The organism is Kitasatospora sp. NPDC001132 (assembly GCF_053598415.1).
In genome coordinates this window covers 118,914-134,970 of record NZ_JBSFKF010000016.1, presented here as the reverse complement: position 1 = coordinate 134,970, position 16,057 = coordinate 118,914, and the positions used below count along the sequence as shown (strand labels likewise).

Annotated in this window: 19 protein-coding genes; 13 read left to right on the top strand and 6 right to left on the bottom strand. The window is 72.2% G+C overall.

Annotated elements, in window-relative coordinates:
* Positions 1-32 precede the first annotated feature (32 nt).
* Positions 33-302, bottom strand: coding sequence for a hypothetical protein (locus ACWDBE_RS22090; protein WP_449808845.1), 270 nt, complete (start codon positions 300-302; stop codon positions 33-35).
* A 224-nt stretch (positions 303-526) separates the two neighbouring features.
* Here ACWDBE_RS22090 and ACWDBE_RS22085 point away from each other — a divergent pair, with 224 nt between their 5' ends.
* From ACWDBE_RS22085 to mycP, 4 genes are all read left to right on the top strand, one after another.
* The gene (locus ACWDBE_RS22085) at positions 527-1,240 is read left to right on the top strand and encodes an endonuclease V (protein WP_449808844.1); all 714 of its coding nucleotides are present in this window, start codon (positions 527-529) and stop codon (positions 1,238-1,240) included.
* A gap of 95 nt (positions 1,241-1,335) precedes the next feature.
* Positions 1,336-1,785, top strand: coding sequence for a hypothetical protein (locus tag ACWDBE_RS22080; protein WP_449808843.1), 450 nt, complete (start codon positions 1,336-1,338; stop codon positions 1,783-1,785).
* Between the two features lie 37 nt (positions 1,786-1,822).
* Entirely contained in the window at positions 1,823-3,280 is a 1,458-nt protein-coding gene (locus tag ACWDBE_RS22075; protein ID WP_449808842.1) for a WXG100 family type VII secretion target, read from the top strand.
* 148 nt (positions 3,281-3,428) lie between these two features.
* On the top strand, positions 3,429-4,562 hold the full coding sequence (mycP, locus tag ACWDBE_RS22070) for a type VII secretion-associated serine protease mycosin (protein WP_449808841.1): 1,134 nt from the start codon (positions 3,429-3,431) through the stop codon (positions 4,560-4,562).
* Here the strand turns inward: mycP and ACWDBE_RS22065 are convergent.
* Positions 4,556-5,119 carry a GNAT family N-acetyltransferase gene (locus ACWDBE_RS22065; protein ID WP_449792171.1) on the bottom strand — a complete coding sequence of 188 codons (564 nt, stop codon included), beginning with the start codon at positions 5,117-5,119 and terminating at the stop codon, positions 4,556-4,558. The two genes, mycP and ACWDBE_RS22065, sit on opposite strands and share 7 nt — an antisense overlap.
* A gap of 167 nt (positions 5,120-5,286) precedes the next feature.
* On the opposite strand from ACWDBE_RS22065, the gene ACWDBE_RS22060 reads away from it, so the two are divergent.
* Complete coding sequence (locus ACWDBE_RS22060) at positions 5,287-5,859, top strand: DinB family protein (RefSeq protein ID WP_449792170.1); 573 nt, start codon at positions 5,287-5,289, stop codon at positions 5,857-5,859.
* Positions 5,860-5,910: 51 nt separating this feature from the next.
* On the opposite strand, the gene ACWDBE_RS22055 is transcribed toward ACWDBE_RS22060, so the two are convergent.
* Both ACWDBE_RS22055 and ACWDBE_RS22050 read right to left on the bottom strand, forming a co-directional pair.
* Positions 5,911-6,351, bottom strand: coding sequence for a hypothetical protein (locus ACWDBE_RS22055; RefSeq protein ID WP_449792169.1), 441 nt, complete (start codon positions 6,349-6,351; stop codon positions 5,911-5,913).
* A gap of 564 nt (positions 6,352-6,915) precedes the next feature.
* Positions 6,916-7,575, bottom strand: a complete 660-nt coding sequence (locus ACWDBE_RS22050; protein ID WP_449792168.1) for a hypothetical protein — start codon at positions 7,573-7,575, stop codon at positions 6,916-6,918.
* Positions 7,576-7,831: 256 nt separating this feature from the next.
* On the opposite strand from ACWDBE_RS22050, the gene ACWDBE_RS22045 reads away from it, so the two are divergent.
* Positions 7,832-8,836: a hypothetical protein gene (locus tag ACWDBE_RS22045; RefSeq protein WP_449792167.1), complete on the top strand. Its 1,005-nt coding sequence runs from the start codon at positions 7,832-7,834 to the stop codon at positions 8,834-8,836.
* Positions 8,837-8,882: 46 nt separating this feature from the next.
* On the opposite strand, the gene ACWDBE_RS22040 is transcribed toward ACWDBE_RS22045, so the two are convergent.
* A complete protein-coding gene (locus ACWDBE_RS22040; RefSeq protein ID WP_449808840.1) occupies positions 8,883-9,473 on the bottom strand; it encodes an isochorismatase family protein in 591 nt (196 codons plus the stop codon).
* A gap of 224 nt (positions 9,474-9,697) precedes the next feature.
* Complete coding sequence (locus ACWDBE_RS22035; RefSeq protein WP_449792166.1) at positions 9,698-11,032, bottom strand: nicotinate phosphoribosyltransferase; 1,335 nt, start codon at positions 11,030-11,032, stop codon at positions 9,698-9,700.
* A gap of 139 nt (positions 11,033-11,171) precedes the next feature.
* On the opposite strand from ACWDBE_RS22035, the gene clpS reads away from it, so the two are divergent.
* The 7 genes from clpS (at position 11,172) to ACWDBE_RS22000 (ending at position 16,051) form a co-directional block, all read left to right on the top strand.
* Positions 11,172-11,465 carry an ATP-dependent Clp protease adapter ClpS gene (clpS, locus tag ACWDBE_RS22030; RefSeq protein WP_049654313.1) on the top strand — a complete coding sequence of 98 codons (294 nt, stop codon included), beginning with the start codon at positions 11,172-11,174 and terminating at the stop codon, positions 11,463-11,465.
* 129 nt (positions 11,466-11,594) lie between these two features.
* Positions 11,595-12,170, top strand: a complete 576-nt coding sequence (locus ACWDBE_RS22025) for a DUF2017 domain-containing protein (protein WP_449792165.1) — start codon at positions 11,595-11,597, stop codon at positions 12,168-12,170.
* A gap of 242 nt (positions 12,171-12,412) precedes the next feature.
* Complete coding sequence (locus ACWDBE_RS22020) at positions 12,413-13,864, top strand: amino acid permease (RefSeq protein WP_449792203.1); 1,452 nt, start codon at positions 12,413-12,415, stop codon at positions 13,862-13,864.
* A gap of 55 nt (positions 13,865-13,919) precedes the next feature.
* Positions 13,920-14,351 (top strand): Mov34/MPN/PAD-1 family protein, encoded by a 432-nt coding sequence (locus ACWDBE_RS22015; protein WP_449808839.1) that lies wholly within the window; start codon positions 13,920-13,922, stop codon positions 14,349-14,351.
* A gap of 139 nt (positions 14,352-14,490) precedes the next feature.
* On the top strand, positions 14,491-14,610 hold the full coding sequence (locus tag ACWDBE_RS22010; protein WP_310593142.1) for a putative leader peptide: 120 nt from the start codon (positions 14,491-14,493) through the stop codon (positions 14,608-14,610).
* A 122-nt stretch (positions 14,611-14,732) separates the two neighbouring features.
* Positions 14,733-15,011: a MoaD/ThiS family protein gene (locus ACWDBE_RS22005; RefSeq protein WP_030257420.1), complete on the top strand. Its 279-nt coding sequence runs from the start codon at positions 14,733-14,735 to the stop codon at positions 15,009-15,011.
* A gap of 71 nt (positions 15,012-15,082) precedes the next feature.
* Positions 15,083-16,051, top strand: a complete 969-nt coding sequence (locus ACWDBE_RS22000) for a PLP-dependent cysteine synthase family protein (protein WP_402407145.1) — start codon at positions 15,083-15,085, stop codon at positions 16,049-16,051.
* The last annotated feature ends 6 nt before the right edge of the window (positions 16,052-16,057 follow it).

Here is a 16,057-nt window from a genome sequence, read left to right as displayed (position 1 = left end):
ATCGGCAGGCCACACCCGCGCCCGGCGGCGGATCAGCGCTGCCGGGCGTACGCGTGCCCGGCGGCTGCGGTGCGGCCGGCCGCACCGGCCGGATCCGCGGGAGCGGCCGTCCCGGCCGCCGACCTGGCCGCGGCGGCCGACATCGAGAGCACCGTCACCACGGTGCCGAGCGCCAGCGCGAACCCCACCAGCACCGCGACCGCCAGAACGCCCGAGGCGCCCGAGACGGCCAGCAGTGCCACCGTGGAGGCGACGACGGTGAACGAGCCGAGGCAGGCCTGGGTGACGGAGGGGCGCGGCATGGCGGGGGGTCCTTCGCACGTCGGGGGGAACGGGCGGGAATGGTGCCGGATCCCGTGGTCCTACCCCGCGGGGAGACGGGTACGTCCAGGCTAGTCCCCGAACGCGGGGGCACAGGGGGCGCACGGGCTCACCCCGGGGTCGTCCGACCCGGTCGGTACGGTGAACCGGAACCCGTCGACACCACGCGTCACCGCACACGCCACCACCACCGGGGGAACCGACCATGCCCATCCCCGCCGACTGGCCCACCACCGAGGCCGAGGCACTCGCCGAACAGGAGCGGCTGCGCCCGCTCGTCCAGGCCCACGACGACCCTGGCCACGACCCCGCCGCCCCCGGCACGCTCATCGCCGGCGTCGACGTCGCCTACGACGACGACCGCGACCTCGTCGCCGCCGCCGCCGTCCTCCTCGACCGGGACACCCTGCAGGTGGTCGAACAGGCCACCGCCGTCGGCCGGATCGCCTTCCCGTACGTCCCCGGACTGCTCGCCTTCCGCGAACTCCCCGCCGTCCTCGACGCCCTGGCCGCACTCACCCACACCCCCGACACCGTCGTCTGCGACGGCTACGGCCTCGCCCACCCCCGCCGCCTCGGCCTCGCCAGCCACCTCGGCGTCCTCACCGGACTGCGCACCCTCGGCGTCGCCAAGACCCCCTTCACGTTCGACCACCACACACCCGACAAGGCCCGCGGCTCCTGGACCCCCCTCACCGACCCCGCCACCGGCGAGGAGGTCGGCCGCGCGGTGCGCACCAGGACCGGCGTGAAACCCGTCTTCGTCTCCGTCGGCCACCGGACCGGCCTCGACACCGCCGTCCGCACCACCCTCGACCTCGCCCGCCACTACCGCCTCCCCGAGACCACCCGGCACGCCGACTCCCTCTGCCGCCGCGCCCTCGCCGACGCCCAACGGACCGGGACGAACGCGAACTGACCAAGCCCCGGGCCGGATTCGGGCCCGGTGTGTTAGACATGAGACACCGGGGCCCGGCCCCGACCGCCAGGGACGGACGCACGGGGGGCGCCGAAATGGGAACAGGGAGCACCGGTACCGGCTCCACCGGCGGAGCCGGACAGGGCTACCGCATCGAAGTCGAACAGCTCCGCACCTTCGCCGGCCAAGTACGGCTCCTGCTCGCCGACTTCCAGAAGCACGCCGACGGGACCGACGCGCACGGCCGCAGCGCCATCGGCAAGAACGCCTTCGGGACCTTCGCCGAGGCCACCGAGATCCACAGTCGCTACGGCACCATGCGGGACGCGCTGCGCGACGTCCTCAACCAGCTCCAGGACGCCGTGAACGAGGCCCAGCAGAAGGCCGACCTCACCGCCGTCAACTACGAGGAGCAGGACCGGCACGCCGCCACCAAGCTCAAGGTCGGCGACGACGGCTGGTCCGTCGCCAACCCCTCCGCGAGCAGCCAGGCCGCGACCCAGCAGAACCCCACCCCGTCCACCCGCGGCAACGCCACCGTCTGACCCGCGCCCGCCCGGACCGAACGGAGGCCGACCGCCCGTGGTCTACACCGACTTCACCAAGTACAGCCACGCCCAACTCCGCACGATGGCACAGGCCCTCGACCCCGGCGCGGTGATGGCCGCCGGCGACCCCTGGCGCAAAGCCGCCGACACCCTCAAGCAGATCCGCCAGGCCCTCACCAAAGCCAGCACCGAAGCCGCCACCTCCTGGGAAGGCACCACCAGCGACGCCTTCCACACCCGCATGCTCACCCTGGCCGCCAGCATCAACAACGCCGCCGCCTACGCCAACGACGCGGCCAACATCCTCCACAACGCCTCCGAGGCCATGGCCAAGGCCAAACGCGACATGCCCGAGGAACCCGGCAACTGGGACAAGGTCAAGGACACCGTCGGCGACGCCCTCTTCGGCGACGACGACGAACACATCCCCCTCGCCGACCGCAAGAAGGCCGAAGCGGCCGCCATCATGCAGACCCTCGCCATGCACTACCGCATCGCCACCCCGGCCCTGAAGCCCCCACCGCCGTTGGACGCGAAGAGGCCACCTACGGATCCGGTTCGGGGCCAGGATCGCGATGCGCCCAACGCGGAGGACCCGAGTGGTTCGGCTGCGGCGGCAGGGGCTGTGATGGCCGGGATGATGGCTACCGGAGAACGGACAGCTCCTGCGGAAAAGGGCGGTTCCGGGGCCGCAGCCGGGAGACCGTCAGGTGGATCGATCGCTCCAAGGGCCAGCGTGGCGAGGGCGACCGCACCGACTGACTCGGGCATCAAGGGGGGAACCGTACAAGCGGCGCCCAAGCCGCTGCCCTCGGCAGTGTCGGTCGGCGCCGCACCCACGAACAAGTCGGTGACCGGGTCGGGGGTTGGTACCGGAGCTGGTACAGGGATCGACGGCACAGCTGTCACGACCTCTCCCTCTCCGAACACCTCGGTCACCACGCCTTCAAACAGTGGGCTTCCCGCCGGACCCGGTGGTGGTCCCGGCTCACCGAATGGGACCCCGGGACCGGTTGTCGGCATGCCGGGCCGCGCGGACGGTGAGACCGTTCGGGGCTCCGGACTCAAGAGCATGGCCGGCAGGGAGGCTGAGGTGGTCGGCCCGGCTCCGCGCTCGGGGCGGGCTTTCGGTGTGCAAGAGGCGGCGGGCGGTGGTTTCGAGCAGGGTGGCCGCATCGCGCCGGACGTGCGTGCCGGGGACGGTACGTCCGGGAAGACCGGTGGCGTTGTCGGAGGCAGCGGTCGCTCCGACGGTCGCGCGAGCGGCCGGCAGGCCTTCACTGAGGGCGGTTCGGGTCTCGGAGCCCGCAACCGGGTAAGGACGGAACCGATGCCCGGTTCGACGGGCGGGATGGGCCCTGTGATGGGCGCAGCGGGCACCCATCACAGGGGAAGCAACAAGAAGAATGAGGGGAAGCGCCCCGACTATCTAGTCGCGGATTCCGAGACCTGGGAGTCGGACAAGAAGGCCAACCCGAACGTGGTGGAATGATTGATCTCCGCCGCCGTGCGGACTGACGGATCTGTTGTCCCGCAGGACGGAGAGCCTAGGGGCGCAATGCTGACTGGGGTTGAACGTGTCGAGTGGCCGACTGGTACGCGTTGCTGGTGTGCTGACTACTGGAACCCTGCTCTGGGGGGTGGCTGCAACACCGGTAGTGGCTGATCAGGTGCGGGACTCGCAGTGGGCTCTCCGATCCTTTGACGTCGAGAACAAGATCTGGTCTCAGAGCCAGGGCGAAGGCGTCGTTGTCGCCGTGGTGGACAGCGGAGTGATGCAGGACCACCAGGACCTGACTGGACAGGTGCTGTCAGGCACCGACTTCTCCGGGGCGAAGACCGATGGCCGGGTGGACAATCTCGGTCACGGCACCGGAATCGCCAGCATCATTGCCGGGCATGGTCACGGAGACCGGGCCGGGGTGATGGGCCTCGCACCGAAGGCCAGGATTCTTCCGGTGCGTATCAGGACCAATGGGGAGTCTCCGAACCTCGACCAGTCGGACATTGCACTCGCTGTTCGGTATGCGGCCGACAAGGGCGCGAAGGTTATCAACATGTCGCTCGGTGGGTACTCGCGGCTTGATTCCCAGGCACGCGATGCGATCAAGTACGCGGTGTCCAAGGACGTCGTGCTTGTCGCGGCGGCCGGGAACGGTGATGGCACTTCGGTGGAGTACCCTGCCGCATTCCCGGGTGTCGTAGCGGTGACTGCGGTTGACGAACAGGGGAAGCTTTGGGCGAAGGCGACGCCAGGGCCCGAGACCACACTGGCAGCTCCCGGCGTTGAGATCTACCACTCGTCGGCGAAGTCCTCGTCGAGCTACGGAATCGGCAACGGCACGTCGGACGCCACCGCCTACGTGTCCGCCACCGCGGCGTTGATCAGGGCGAAGTACCCGAACCTGTCGGCCGGGCAGGTGGTCAATCGGCTGATCAAGACGGCCACTCCTCCGGCTGACGGGTCTGCGGTGCCGAGTGACCGGTACGGGTACGGGGTGTTGGCGCCGGGGAAGGCGCTGGAGGTGAATCCTGGGGTGGACGACGGGCCTCGGGGGAATCCGTTGGTGGGTCGGAAGGAGTCGCAGGGGGCGCCGCCGGCGGATGATCCGACGGATGGGGCGTCGGAGGAGGCTGTTGCCCCCGGGGCTGAGGGTGGGGGCAGCAGCGGGAACGGGATGGGTGCCGCCGTGGGGGTGGCGGCGGGTGGCCTGGCGCTGGTGGTCGGGCTCGTCGTGGTGTTCGTGGTGCGGGGGCGGCGGCGGGGTCAGTGAGTGGCGAGCCATTCGGTGCGTAGGGCGGCCATCTGGAGGACGTCCCAGTAGCGGCCGTCCCAGTGGTGGGCTTGGCGGGAGCGGCCTTCGAGGATGAAGCCGGACTTGCGGTAGGTGTGGGCGGCGCGTTCGTTGTACTCGAAGACTTCGAGGTGGACGCGGTGGAGGCGGATGGTCTCGAAGGCGTGGCGCAGGACCAGGAGGGTGGTTTCGGTGCCGATGCCGCGGCCGGTGGCGTCCGGGGTGAGGGCGATCCGGTAGCTGGCGGAGGAGTTGTCGGGGTCGACGTCGGTGAGGGCGGTGTCGCCGAGGAAGCGGCCGGTGGTGGGGTCTTCGACGGCGAGGTCGAGGCGGTCGGGTTGTTCGGCGCGGGTGGTGCACCAGTGGTGGATCCGGTCGCGGGTGAAGGTGGTGCGGGTGCCGGTGAGCCGGTTGGTCTCCTCGTCGGCGCAGAGTTCCCACATCGGGTCGGTGTGCCGTTCGTCGAGGGGGACGAGTCGGATGGTGGGGCCGTACAGGGTGGGTTTGACGGCGAGGGCGGCGAGATCGGCGGTCATGGTGCCCAGGATGGGTGGTCGGATTCCGGTTCGTCCACGCATTTATCCTGGAGCGCGCGCGGGGATGGGGGCGTGTGTCGGGCGAGTGCGCCGGGGTGGCAGTAATTCGGCGACGGCTGGCGTCAATGCCGCTGGTGGGGTCCTCCGGTGGCGGGGATGCTGGGCCCATGAGCACTTCTGAGAGCACGCCGGGGGCCACCGTCGACGCGGGCATCGTCCCGGACACCAAGGACTGGACCTGGGTGCTGGAACGCCCTTGCCCCGACTGTGGGTTGGACACCCCGCGGGTGGTGCGGGAGGACGTCGCCGGGATGGTTCGGGCCAATGCGGAGGGCTGGCTTGCGGTGCTGGCGGGGGACGGGGAGGGGCTGCGCCGGCGGCCGGCGCCGGGGGTGTGGTCGGCGTTGGAGTACGCGTGCCACGTCCGGGACGTCTTCCGGCTGTTCGACGTCCGGCTGGGTCTGATGCTGGACCGGGACGACCCGCTGTTCCCCAACTGGGACCAGGACGGGACGGCCGTCGCCGAGCGCTACGGGGAGCAGGATCCGCGGGTGGTGGCCGGGGAGTTGGGGCGGGCCGCGGAGACGCTCGCCGCGGCCTTCGGGCGGGTGGCCGGTACGCAGTGGGAGCGGACCGGGAACCGCAGCGACGGGGCGCGGTTCACGGTCGAGTCGTTCTCCCGGTACCTGATCCACGACCCGGTGCACCATCTGTTCGACGTGACGGGCGAGCGGGTCTGAAGCCGGGCGGGGGTTTGCGGAAGGGCCGCAGCCGGCGGCCGGGGCGCGGCGTCACCAGCCGGAGGCCTCACGCAGCATGGTGCGGCGCAGCCGCCCGGCCACGCTGGCGGCGTCGGTTCCGATGACGTCGGCGATCTCGGGGGCGGCGAGGCCGACGACGTAGTGCAGGATCGCGAGGTCGTCGTCGGCCGGGTGGCGGTCCGGGGCGGCGGGCATCCGGCGGCTGTGTTCGGCGACGGTGCCGCGCAGGATGTCCCAGGCGTGCGCGGTCGGGTTGGAGCTGCCCATCAACTCCCGCCAGAGCACCGCGATTTCCGCGAAGGCCTGCTGGACGGCGGCGGTCGCGGCGCTGTGCTCGGTCAGCCACACGTGCGCGTAGCTGAGGTACCGGGGGCGGTGGAGTTCGCAGAACGCGGTGAACTCCAGTGGTACGTCCGCCGGCTCGCCGGGCCCCGGGGGCGGCTCGGCGGAACTCTCGTGACGATTGGTCATCTCGGCTTCTCGAAAAGGGAGATGGGTTTCTGACGGTCGATCATCTGTGCTCACTCTACGGTAGGCCCTCGGTGCGCTGGGTGACCAATCCGATGGAATGCCCGGAACCCGTCGCCGCCAGGCCGGTTCCGGTGGAGGACGGGTGCGGCGAGGCGGCGGGACGGTCGGGCGGGGGGCCGGCGAGGGCCGGCGGGGCAGTGCTGCGCAGTGGCGTGGGGCTCGTAGGTGCGAGCGTGTCGCGGCTGGTCAGAGGGTGTGGACGGCGATGGCTGCAAGGCAGTTGATGTGCCACCGTAGGGCCTGGGGAGGCTGGCGTCCACGCCCAGGGCGCGAACCTGTGCGCGCACAACCACCCGCACAACCGCGCTCGCGATCAGCACGGAGATCGCCGTGAAGATCACCGCGGACGGGGGCATGGTCGTCACCGCGGTGACGGGGGGACGGCGCCCACCGGGGACGGCGGGCGCAGGGGCGGCGGGCCGGGGCTCGCCGCGCCCATCGACCGTGCCCCGGCGGTCTGGACGGGACCGGCCGGGGCGGTGGGGCGGGCGGATCGACTGCCCGTCAGGATGTGGTCCGGGTCTCCGTCGGGGAGATCCGGTCGGCGGCGGTGTCCCGTTCGACCTGGGTGGGGAAGGCTTCGACGGCCCGCCGCCGGGCCGCCTGTGCCGCCGTGGCGGCAGCGGCCGCAGCCGCCGCGGCCGCCCCGGCGGCGGCCTCCTCGCGTTCGCGCCGGTGCGCCGCACCCGAGGGGTGTCCACCCGCGCCATGAGTGCCCGGGGCGTGTCCGCCCGCGGCGTGCCCCCCGGGGGCGTGCCCGCCGCCGGTCAGCGTTCCGGGGGTGAGCCCGCCGGCCGCGAGGGTGCCGGCGGGCCGTCCCGCCGCCCGTCGTCGGCGGCCGAGCGCGGCCCGGGCGGCGTGTTCCTCGGCGGCCTGTCTAGCGGCCAGGTAGGCCTGCACGGCCGCCATGCCGTAGACGGGTTGGATGAGTTGGTGGCCCTTGAAGAAGGGCCTGGCCGGGGCGAACCCGGCGGCGACCACGAGGTCGCGGATCTCTGCTATCTCGGCCTCACTGCGGGCGGTGAAGCGGACCTCCCAGCCCTTCTTGTACGTATGGCCCTTCTCGCCGCTGCGGCGGGCGGGGTCCGGGCGGCGGACGTATCCGGGCAGACGGCCGAGGCGGAGCTGGGCCGCGCGGAGGCCGGCGGTCTCGTCACGTGACATGACGTAAGCCTAGGCAATCCCCGAGGCGGGATTGACGCCTTGGGGTTCCCTCGCCGTATGCCCTTGGTCACTCTGGGTCAGGCGACCAGGTGGGCGATCGTTTTCGATCACATATGACAACCTGATGAGCGTCAATTACTCCAAATGAGTGAGGGTATGAGGACTTTAGTGCGGGCTGATCCCGGTTTCGCGACGGTTGGGTAACAGTGCGTCAGGGTCCCGGTCGCAGGTCGTGGCGGTTGGGGATGGTGTCGGCATGAGCTACCGGATTCCGTCCCCGCCGCCGTCCCTGGAGGACCTGGCGAAGCGTCAGCAGAACGTCGTCACCGCGAGTCAGTTGCGCGCCCGGGGCGTGCCGGCCCGGATCATCACCGAGCACTGCCGCCGGGGCGGTCCCTGGCAGCGGATGCTGCCCAGGGTCTACCTGCTGCAGGCCGCCGAGCCCACCCCCGAGCAGCGGATGTGGGCCGCGCTGCTGTACGCCGCGCAGAACGGGCGCCAGGAGGGCCGCGGGGAGGGCGCGGTGATCACCGGCGCGGCCGCACTGGCGCTGTACGGCTTCACCGTCGTGCCCCGGCTGCCCGCGGTGACCGGGGTGGACGTCCTGGTGCCCCGGCAGCGCCGGCTGAAGGACGTCGGTGGGGTGCGGATCCGGCGCACCGAACGGGAGTTGGTGGCCCGCTCGGTGCACGGCCTGGCCTGCGCGCCGGTGGCCAGGGCGGTCGCCGACGCGCTGGTCGAGTGGACGGCGGAGCCGGGTGGCCCGGCGCCGGTGCGCGCGGTGCTGCGGGAGGCCGTCGCCGGGCCCGGGAACCGCTGCACGGTACAGGAGTTGGCGACCGAGCTCACCGACTCCGGGTTGACCCGCGAGCCCCGGGTGCGGGCTGCGCTGGACGAACTCCTCGCCGCCGAACGGGACGTGGCGCTGGAGCGACTGGGGCGGCTGGTGGACGAGTGGCGGCTGCCCGCCCCGCTGAACGCCCCGGAGCTGCGGATGGGCGGCGGCACCTACATCGCCGTCCCGGACCTCTACTGGCCGGAGCGGGGCGTCGCGGTGGAGGTGGACCCGGAGCTGCGCTGCGTGAGCGAGGGCGAAGCCGCCTGGGTGCGCGGCGGCCGGCAGCGGATGGAGTACCTGGGCGTCCGGGTGGTGTACGTCTGCGGGGCGCGGCTGGCCGCCGACCCGGACGCGGTCGGCGGCGAACTGCGCGAGGCGTACCGGGCCGGCGGGACGGACGTGGTGGACCTGCTGGTGGTCTGAGCGGACGGCGGCTCCGCGGGCACCGCGTCCGCGTCCACCGGAGCCGCTACGGACGCACCACCGGTTCGCCGACCAGCTCGACCCCGGCCGCCCGCAGCTCCGCCAGCGCGGCGGCGGTGGTCTCCGGGGCGACCCCGGCGGTGAGGTCCAGCAGCACGCGGGTGGTGAAGCCCGCCCGGGCGGCGTCCAGCGCGGTCGCCCGGACGCAGTGGTCGGTGGCGATGCCGACCACGTCGACCCGGTCGACCTGCCGCTCGCGCAGCCACTCCACCGGACCGCGGTTGTTCTCGTCCAGCCCCTCGAAGCCGCTGTACGCCGCCGAGTGGGCGCCCTTGTCGAAGACCGCCTCGACCGCGCCGGAGATGACGGCGGGTGCGAAGTTGGGGTGGAAGCCCACGCCCTCGGTGCCGGCCACGCAGTGCGGCGGCCAGGTGTCGACGTAGTCAGGCTCGGCGGAGAAGTGGGCGCCCGGGTCGATGTGGTGGTCGCGGGTGGCGAGGATGTGCCGGTAGCCGGGGGAGGACTCGGCGATCAGGTCGGTGATGGCGGCGGCCACCTCGGCGCCGCCGGCGACGGCCAGGCTGCCGCCCTCGCAGAAGTCGTTCTGCACGTCGACGACGATCAGTGCCCGGTACATGGCTCGCAACCTCGGATCTCGGGGGCCCGCGGGAGGCGGCGCCCCGGTGGGGGAGCCCTCGGGAGTGCGCGGCCCGGCCGTGCCGGGCGCGGGGGGTCCTCGGGGAGCTCCGGGGGAACTCGGGGAACTCTACGGCTGACTCTAGGGAGTGGCGCGCGGGGGCGGAAGCCCCGGGGCGGGTCCTGCGCCCGGGGCCGGAACGCCGGACCGGCCCCGGGCCCGGCTCAGCGGGCCGGCCCGGCGGGCAGCGCCAGTTCGGTCGGCAGCACCGGGTCGCCCTTGGACAACTGGGTGGCCGACAGCGGCAGCGCGGCGCGGGCGCGCACGTGCCGGTCGCGGGCGGCGCTCAGCGGCTCCCGCCCGACGGTCTCGCCGGCCAGCACCAGCGGCACCTGCACCAGGTGCGGCCGCAGCTCCTCCGGGACGGGCCCGGTGCCGACCACCTCGGCCTCGGCCACGCCGTCGGCGTCGGGCCGGCGGGCGGCCCACTTGCGGCCGCCGATGCTGGTCTTGCCGCCGGCCGCGCGCTTGGCCACCGGCACCAGCGGCCCGCCGTCGGCCTCGGCGCGGGCGACGAGCTTGTAGACCATCGCGCAGGTCGGGTGCCCGCTGCCGGTGACCAGGCTGGTGCCGACGCCGTAGCCGTCCACCGGGGCGGCGGCCAGGGCGGCGATGGCGTACTCGTCCAGGTCCGAGGTGACGATGATCCTGGTCCGGTCGGCGCCGAGGTCGTCCAGTTGGCGGCGGACCCGGTGGGCCAGCAGGGTGAGGTCGCCGGAGTCGATCCGGACGGCGCCCAGTTCGGGGCCGGCCACCTCGACCGCGGTGCGCACGGCCTCGCGCAGGTCGAAGGTGTCGACCAGCAGCGTGGTGCCCCGGCCCATGGACGCGATCTGCGCCTTGAAGGCGTCCCGCTCGCTGTCGTGCACCAGGGTGAAGGCGTGGGCGGCGGTGCCGGTGGTCGGGATGCCGTGGGTGAAGCCGGCCTCCAGGTCGGAGGTGGCGGCGAAGCCGGCCACGTAGGCGGCCCGGGCGGCGGAGACGGCGGCGTGCTCGTGGGCCCGGCGGGCGCCCATCTCGATCACCGGGCGGCCGCCGGCGGCGGCGGTCATCCGGGAGGCGGCCGCGGCGATGGCCGAGTCGTGGTTGAGGATCGAGAGGATGACCGTCTCCAGGATCACGGCCTCGGCGAAGCTGCCCTCGACGGTGAGCAGCGGCGATCCGGGGAAGTAGACCTCGCCCTCGGGGTAGCCGTGGACGTCGCCGCGGAAGCGGTAGTCGGCGAGGAAGCGCAGGGTGTCCTCGTCGACCACGTCCTGGTCGGCCAGCCAGTCCAGCTGGGGGGTGGTGAAGCGGAAGTTCTCGACGGCGTCCAGCACCCGGCCGGTGCCGGCCATGACGCCGTAGCGGCGACCGCTCGGCAGGCGGCGGGTGAACACCTCGAAGACGGAGCGGCGGTGCGCGGCCCCGCTGCGCAGGGCGGCCTGCAGCATGGTGAGCTCGTAGCGGTCGGTGAGCAGCGCGGTCGAGCCGGCCGCGCGCACTGAAGTGGCGTCCATACGGATGATGCTACTACCACTTAGCGTCAGAGTGACGATTTCTCATGGAGCATGCCGGGCCGGAATCGCCCGGCTGTCGCCCGGATGGCAGCATGGGGCTGAGGGGTTACGGACGACTGTGCAGCGAGGAGGACCCGGCGTGAGCGTCGCGCCCGTGGAGATCGAGCGCCCGGAGGTCGAAGGGGTACCGGTGACCGAGCCGGACACGCCCTGGGTGACCATCGTGCACAACGACCCGGTCAACCTGATGAGCTACGTCCAGTACGTCTTCCAGGCCTACTTCGGGTACCCGAAGGACAAGGCCAGGAAGCTGATGATGGACGTCCACACCAAGGGTCGGGCGGTGGTCTCCAGCGGCTCCCGCGAGGAGATGGAGCGCGACGTCCAGGCGATGCACGGCTACGGCCTCTGGGCGACGCTGCAGCACGACTGACGCCGGGCCGACCGGCGCCGGCGGGACGGGCGCCGGCGCGACCGGGCGCGGGCGGCCGGTACCGATTCGATCGGTGCCGGGCCGCCGGCCGTACGACCGAAGACGACGAAGACGGGCTGACCGATACAGATGGCTGGGTTGTTCGAGAGCACCGGCGGTGGCGGCGCGGCGATCGCGCTGGACGAGTGGGAGGCCTCCATCCTGCGCTCGCTGGAAGTGCAGTTGCTGGAGCTGATCGGCCCCGGCCCGGGCGGGGGCGGCGACGACCCGCTGGCCGCGCTGTTCGCCGAGGGGCCGACCGAGGCGCCCGCCGACCCGGTGCTGGCCCGGCTCTTCCCGGACGCCTACGGCGACCCGGAGAAGCCGAGCGACGAGGAGGCGAAGGTCGCGTCCGGGGAGTTCCGCCGCTTCACCGAGCTGGACCTGCGGGCCCGCAAGCGGGACGACGCGCTGTTCGTCGTCCGGGCGCTGGACGGCCTCGGCGACGGCGGCGGGGTGCTCAAGCTGTCCGTGCCCGACTGCCTGCGCTGGCTGGGCGCGCTGAACGACCTGCGGCTGGCCGTCGGCGTCCGGCTGGAGGTCACCGAGGACGACGAGGACGGCCTGTACGAACTGCCGGACGGTGACGAGCGCAAGCCGCTGGTGATGGCGTACCTGTGGCTGGGCGCCCTGCAGGAGTCGCTGCTGGAGGCCATGGCGGACTGATTCCGCGCGGGCTGACCCCCTTGGGGGAGCGATCCTGCCCGATTCCGGGCAAGCCCCGGCTGTTTTGTCCAGAGTGTGGACGATCAGCCGGGGCATTTCTTATGAAAATCGGGCAAACCATACCAGGTCATGCTCAAATAACGCTCAGATGGACACCGCTATCCGAACCCCGCGTGGTACGACTTCTCCACCCCCGAGACCGACCAGGACGGTGCATAGTGGCCGAGAAGTTGTACGACGAAATGGTCGACAATCCGCCGGATGCGGAGGGCTACGAGCGCGGGCTCGGCAGCCGCCAGATCCAGATGATCGCGATCGGCGGAGCCATCGGCACCGGCCTGTTCCTCGGTGCGGGCACCGCGATCTCCCGCTCCGGCCCGAGCCTGATCCTCTCCTACGCCGTCGCCGGCCTGGTGATCTTCGTGATCATGCGGGCGCTCGGCGAACTGCTCACCTACCGCCCGGTCTCGGGCAGCTTCGCCGAGTACGCCCGGGAGTTCCTCGGCCCCTTCGCCGGCTACGTGACCGGCTGGACGTACTGGCTGTTCTGGGTCGTCACCGGGATGGCCGAGACCACCGCCGCCGCCGTCTACGTGCGGTTCTGGGCGCCCGACATACCGCAGTGGATCAGCGCGCTGACCTTCCTGGTCGTGCTCTACGCGGCCAACCTGATCTCGGTGAAGCTGTTCGGCGAGATCGAGTTCTGGTTCTCCATGGTCAAGGTCACCGCCATCATCGGCATGATCCTGATCGGCGTCGGGGTGCTGACCCTCGGCTTCAGCAAGGCCGGTGACACCGCGTCACTCGGCCACCTCTGGCAGGACGGCGGCTTCTTCCCGCAGGGCATCGGCTCCACCGTGATGACCCTCCAGATCGTCATGTTCGCCTACCTGGGCGTCGAACTCGTCGGCGTCACCGCGGGCGAGAGCGAGAACCCCGAGAAGACCCTGCCGCGCGCCATCAACACGCTGCCCTGGCGGATCATGCTGTTCTACATCGGCGCCCTGGTGGTCATCCTCTCGCTCGTGCCGTGGACCGAATTCCAGCCCGGCGTCAGCCCGTTCGTCGCCGCCTTCGGCAAGATCGGCATCCCGGCGGCGGCCGGCATCATCAACTTCGTGGTGCTCACCGCGGCGCTCTCCTCCTGCAACTCCGGGATGTACTCCACCGGCCGCATGCTGCGCGACCTCGCGCTGAGCGGCCAGGCCCCGGGGCGGCTCACCAGGCTCAACTCCCGCCGCACCCCGGCCTTCGCGATCACCGTCTCCAGCCTGCTGATGGGCATCGGCGTGGTCCTCAACTACCTCGTCCCGGCGCGGGCGTTCGAGTACATCACCTCGGTCGCCACGGTCTGCGGCCTGTGGACCTGGGCGATGATCCTGATCTCCCAGATCCGCTACCGCCGGGCCTGGCAGGCCGGCCACCTGCCGCCGCCCACCTTCAAGGCGCCCGGCGGCGCCTGGGTCAGCGGGGCCGCGCTCGCCTTCCTCGCCCTGGTCGTGGTGCTGATCGGCCTGGACCGGGACAACCGGATCTCGCTGTTCGTCTTCCCGGGCTGGGCCCTGCTGCTGGTGGTCGGCTACCAGGTGCTCAAGCGCCGCGACCCGCGGGTCCTGCGCGGCGGCGCCCAGGACCCGGAGCCCGCCGCCGGCGCCGCCGCGGACGCCCGCGACGGGAACGCGGACACCCACTGACCGCGCCCCGGACGCCCCGGCGGCCATCCGCCGGGGCGTGGCTATCCTGAGCCGCATGCTGACCATCACCCGAGAACTCCGCGACCGGATCGTGGCCCACGCCCGCGCCGACCACCCGGACGAGGCCTGCGGCGTGGTCGCCGGACCGGCCGGCAGCGGCCGACCCGAGCGGTTCGTCCCGATGCTCAACGCCGCCCGCTCGCCCACCTTCTACGAGTTCGACTCGGGCGACCTGCTCAAGCTCTACCGCGAGATGGACGACCGCGACGAGGAGCCGGTGATCGTCTACCACTCGCACACCGCCACCGAGGCCTACCCCTCGCGCACCGACGTGAGCTACGCCTCCGAACCGTTCGCCCACTACGTCCTGGTCTCCACCGCCGAGGGCGACGGCGAGGGCGACCCCTACCAGTTCCGCTCGTTCCGCATCGTGGACGGCGAGATCACAGAGGAAGACGTTCAGGTCGTCGAGGCCTACCCGGCCTGACCGGCCCGCCCGCGGACCCGGCCCGCCGCCCCCTCCCGAGGGGTCGGCGGGCCGCCGTCGTCTCAGCCCTGGGAACAGGAACATCCGGATCCCGAGACGGGCATGTCGGAGCGGGCCCGGGAATCTATACGATGAGTTCATGCGTTCCGTCGATGTGAGCACTCAGGCCCCGGGCACCCGCCTCGTGGCGCGCCTGCACATCGACCTGTGCCGGCACGCCGGTGCGATCTGTCCCGGCACGCCCGCGCGCTCGCGCTGAGAGCCGCTTCACCACCTCACCCGGGCCCGCCGCCCACCGGCGACGCCGAGCCCCGGGCACCCCTCCGCCCTGCCGCGTCCGCAGCGGCCCACCCACTCCACGACCCGCACAGGAGCGCACTCATGGCCATCGAGGTCCGCATCCCGACCATCCTCCGCACCTACACCGACGGCGCCAAGGCCGTCGAGGGCAACGGCAGCAACCTCGGGGAGCTCTTCGCCGACCTCGACGCCCGCCACCCGGGCATCGCCGCCCGCCTGGTCGAGGGCGGCGAGCTGCGCCGCTTCGTCAACGTCTACCTGAACGACGAGGACGTCCGCTTCCTGGAGGGCATCTCCACCGCCCTCGCCGACGGCGACAGCGTCACCATCCTGCCCGCCGTGGCCGGCGGCGCCCGCTAGACCACCCGGTTCCCCCGCCGCGGCGGGGGAACCACCCCCGCCACCCTCACCGCCTTGGCCGGAGGCCTCCCTTGCGTTACGACAGTCCGCTCGAAGCCGTCGGCAACACCCCGCTGGTCCGCCTGCCGCGGCTGTCCGCCGCCGTCCCCGGCAACGCCGAGGGCCTGGTGAGCCTCTGGGCCAAGCTGGAGGACCGCAACCCCACCGGCTCGATCAAGGACCGCCCGGCCCTGCACATGATCGAGCGCGCCGAGGCCGACGGCCGGCTCACCCCCGGCTGCACCATCCTGGAGCCCACCAGCGGCAACACCGGCATCTCGCTGGCCATGGCCGCCAAGCTCAAGGGCTACCGGATGGTCTGCGTGATGCCCGAGAACACCAGCGAGGAACGGCGCGAGCTGCTCCGCATGTGGGGCGCCGAGATCATCTCCTCCCCGGCCGCCGGCGGCTCCAACACCGCCGTCCGGATCGCCAAGGAGACCGCCGCCGAGCACCCCGACTGGGTCATGCTCTACCAGTACGGCAACCCCGACAACGCGGGCGCCCACTACACCGGCACCGGCCCCGAGATCCTCGCCGACCTGCCGACCGTCACCCACTTCGTGGCCGGCCTCGGCACCACCGGCACCCTCATGGGCGTCGGCCGCTACCTGCGCGAGAAGGTCCCCGGCGTGAAGATCGTCGCCGCCGAGCCGCGCTACGACGACCTGGTGTACGGGCTGCGCAACCTGGACGAGGGCTTCGTCCCCGAGCTGTACGACGCCGAGGTGCTCACCACCCGCTTCTCCGTCGGCTCCGCGGACGCCGTCCGCCGCACCCGCGAACTCCTCCAGCAGGAGGGCATCTTCGCGGGCGTCTCGACCGGCGCCATCCTGCACGCGGCGATCGGCGTCGGCCGCAAGGCGGCGGCCGCGGGGGAGCGCGCGGACATCGTCTTCGTGGTCGCCGACGGCGGCTGGAAGTACCTGTCCACCGGCATCTACACCGCCGAGTCCACCGAGGCCGCGGTCGAGGCGCTGCAGGGCCAGCTCTGGGCCTGAGGCCCC

Coding starts and splice junctions, on each gene's coding strand:
- ACWDBE_RS22065 (WP_449792171.1), bottom strand. CDS start 5,119: ATGACCGCCGATCTCGCCGCCCTCGCCGTCAAACCCACCCTGTACGGC.
- ACWDBE_RS22050 (WP_449792168.1), bottom strand. CDS start 7,575: ATGTCACGTGACGAGACCGCCGGCCTCCGCGCGGCCCAGCTCCGCCTC.
- ACWDBE_RS22080 (WP_449808843.1), top strand. CDS start 1,336: ATGGGAACAGGGAGCACCGGTACCGGCTCCACCGGCGGAGCCGGACAG.
- ACWDBE_RS22015 (WP_449808839.1), top strand. CDS start 13,920: ATGCTGACCATCACCCGAGAACTCCGCGACCGGATCGTGGCCCACGCC.
- ACWDBE_RS22045 (WP_449792167.1), top strand. CDS start 7,832: ATGAGCTACCGGATTCCGTCCCCGCCGCCGTCCCTGGAGGACCTGGCG.
- ACWDBE_RS22090 (WP_449808845.1), bottom strand. CDS start 302: ATGCCGCGCCCCTCCGTCACCCAGGCCTGCCTCGGCTCGTTCACCGTC.
- ACWDBE_RS22005 (WP_030257420.1), top strand. CDS start 14,733: ATGGCCATCGAGGTCCGCATCCCGACCATCCTCCGCACCTACACCGAC.
- ACWDBE_RS22085 (WP_449808844.1), top strand. CDS start 527: ATGCCCATCCCCGCCGACTGGCCCACCACCGAGGCCGAGGCACTCGCC.
- ACWDBE_RS22040 (WP_449808840.1), bottom strand. CDS start 9,473: ATGTACCGGGCACTGATCGTCGTCGACGTGCAGAACGACTTCTGCGAG.
- ACWDBE_RS22060 (WP_449792170.1), top strand. CDS start 5,287: ATGAGCACTTCTGAGAGCACGCCGGGGGCCACCGTCGACGCGGGCATC.
- ACWDBE_RS22025 (WP_449792165.1), top strand. CDS start 11,595: ATGGCTGGGTTGTTCGAGAGCACCGGCGGTGGCGGCGCGGCGATCGCG.
- ACWDBE_RS22020 (WP_449792203.1), top strand. CDS start 12,413: ATGGTCGACAATCCGCCGGATGCGGAGGGCTACGAGCGCGGGCTCGGC.
- ACWDBE_RS22035 (WP_449792166.1), bottom strand. CDS start 11,032: ATGGACGCCACTTCAGTGCGCGCGGCCGGCTCGACCGCGCTGCTCACC.
- ACWDBE_RS22055 (WP_449792169.1), bottom strand. CDS start 6,351: ATGACCAATCGTCACGAGAGTTCCGCCGAGCCGCCCCCGGGGCCCGGC.
- ACWDBE_RS22010 (WP_310593142.1), top strand. CDS start 14,491: ATGCGTTCCGTCGATGTGAGCACTCAGGCCCCGGGCACCCGCCTCGTG.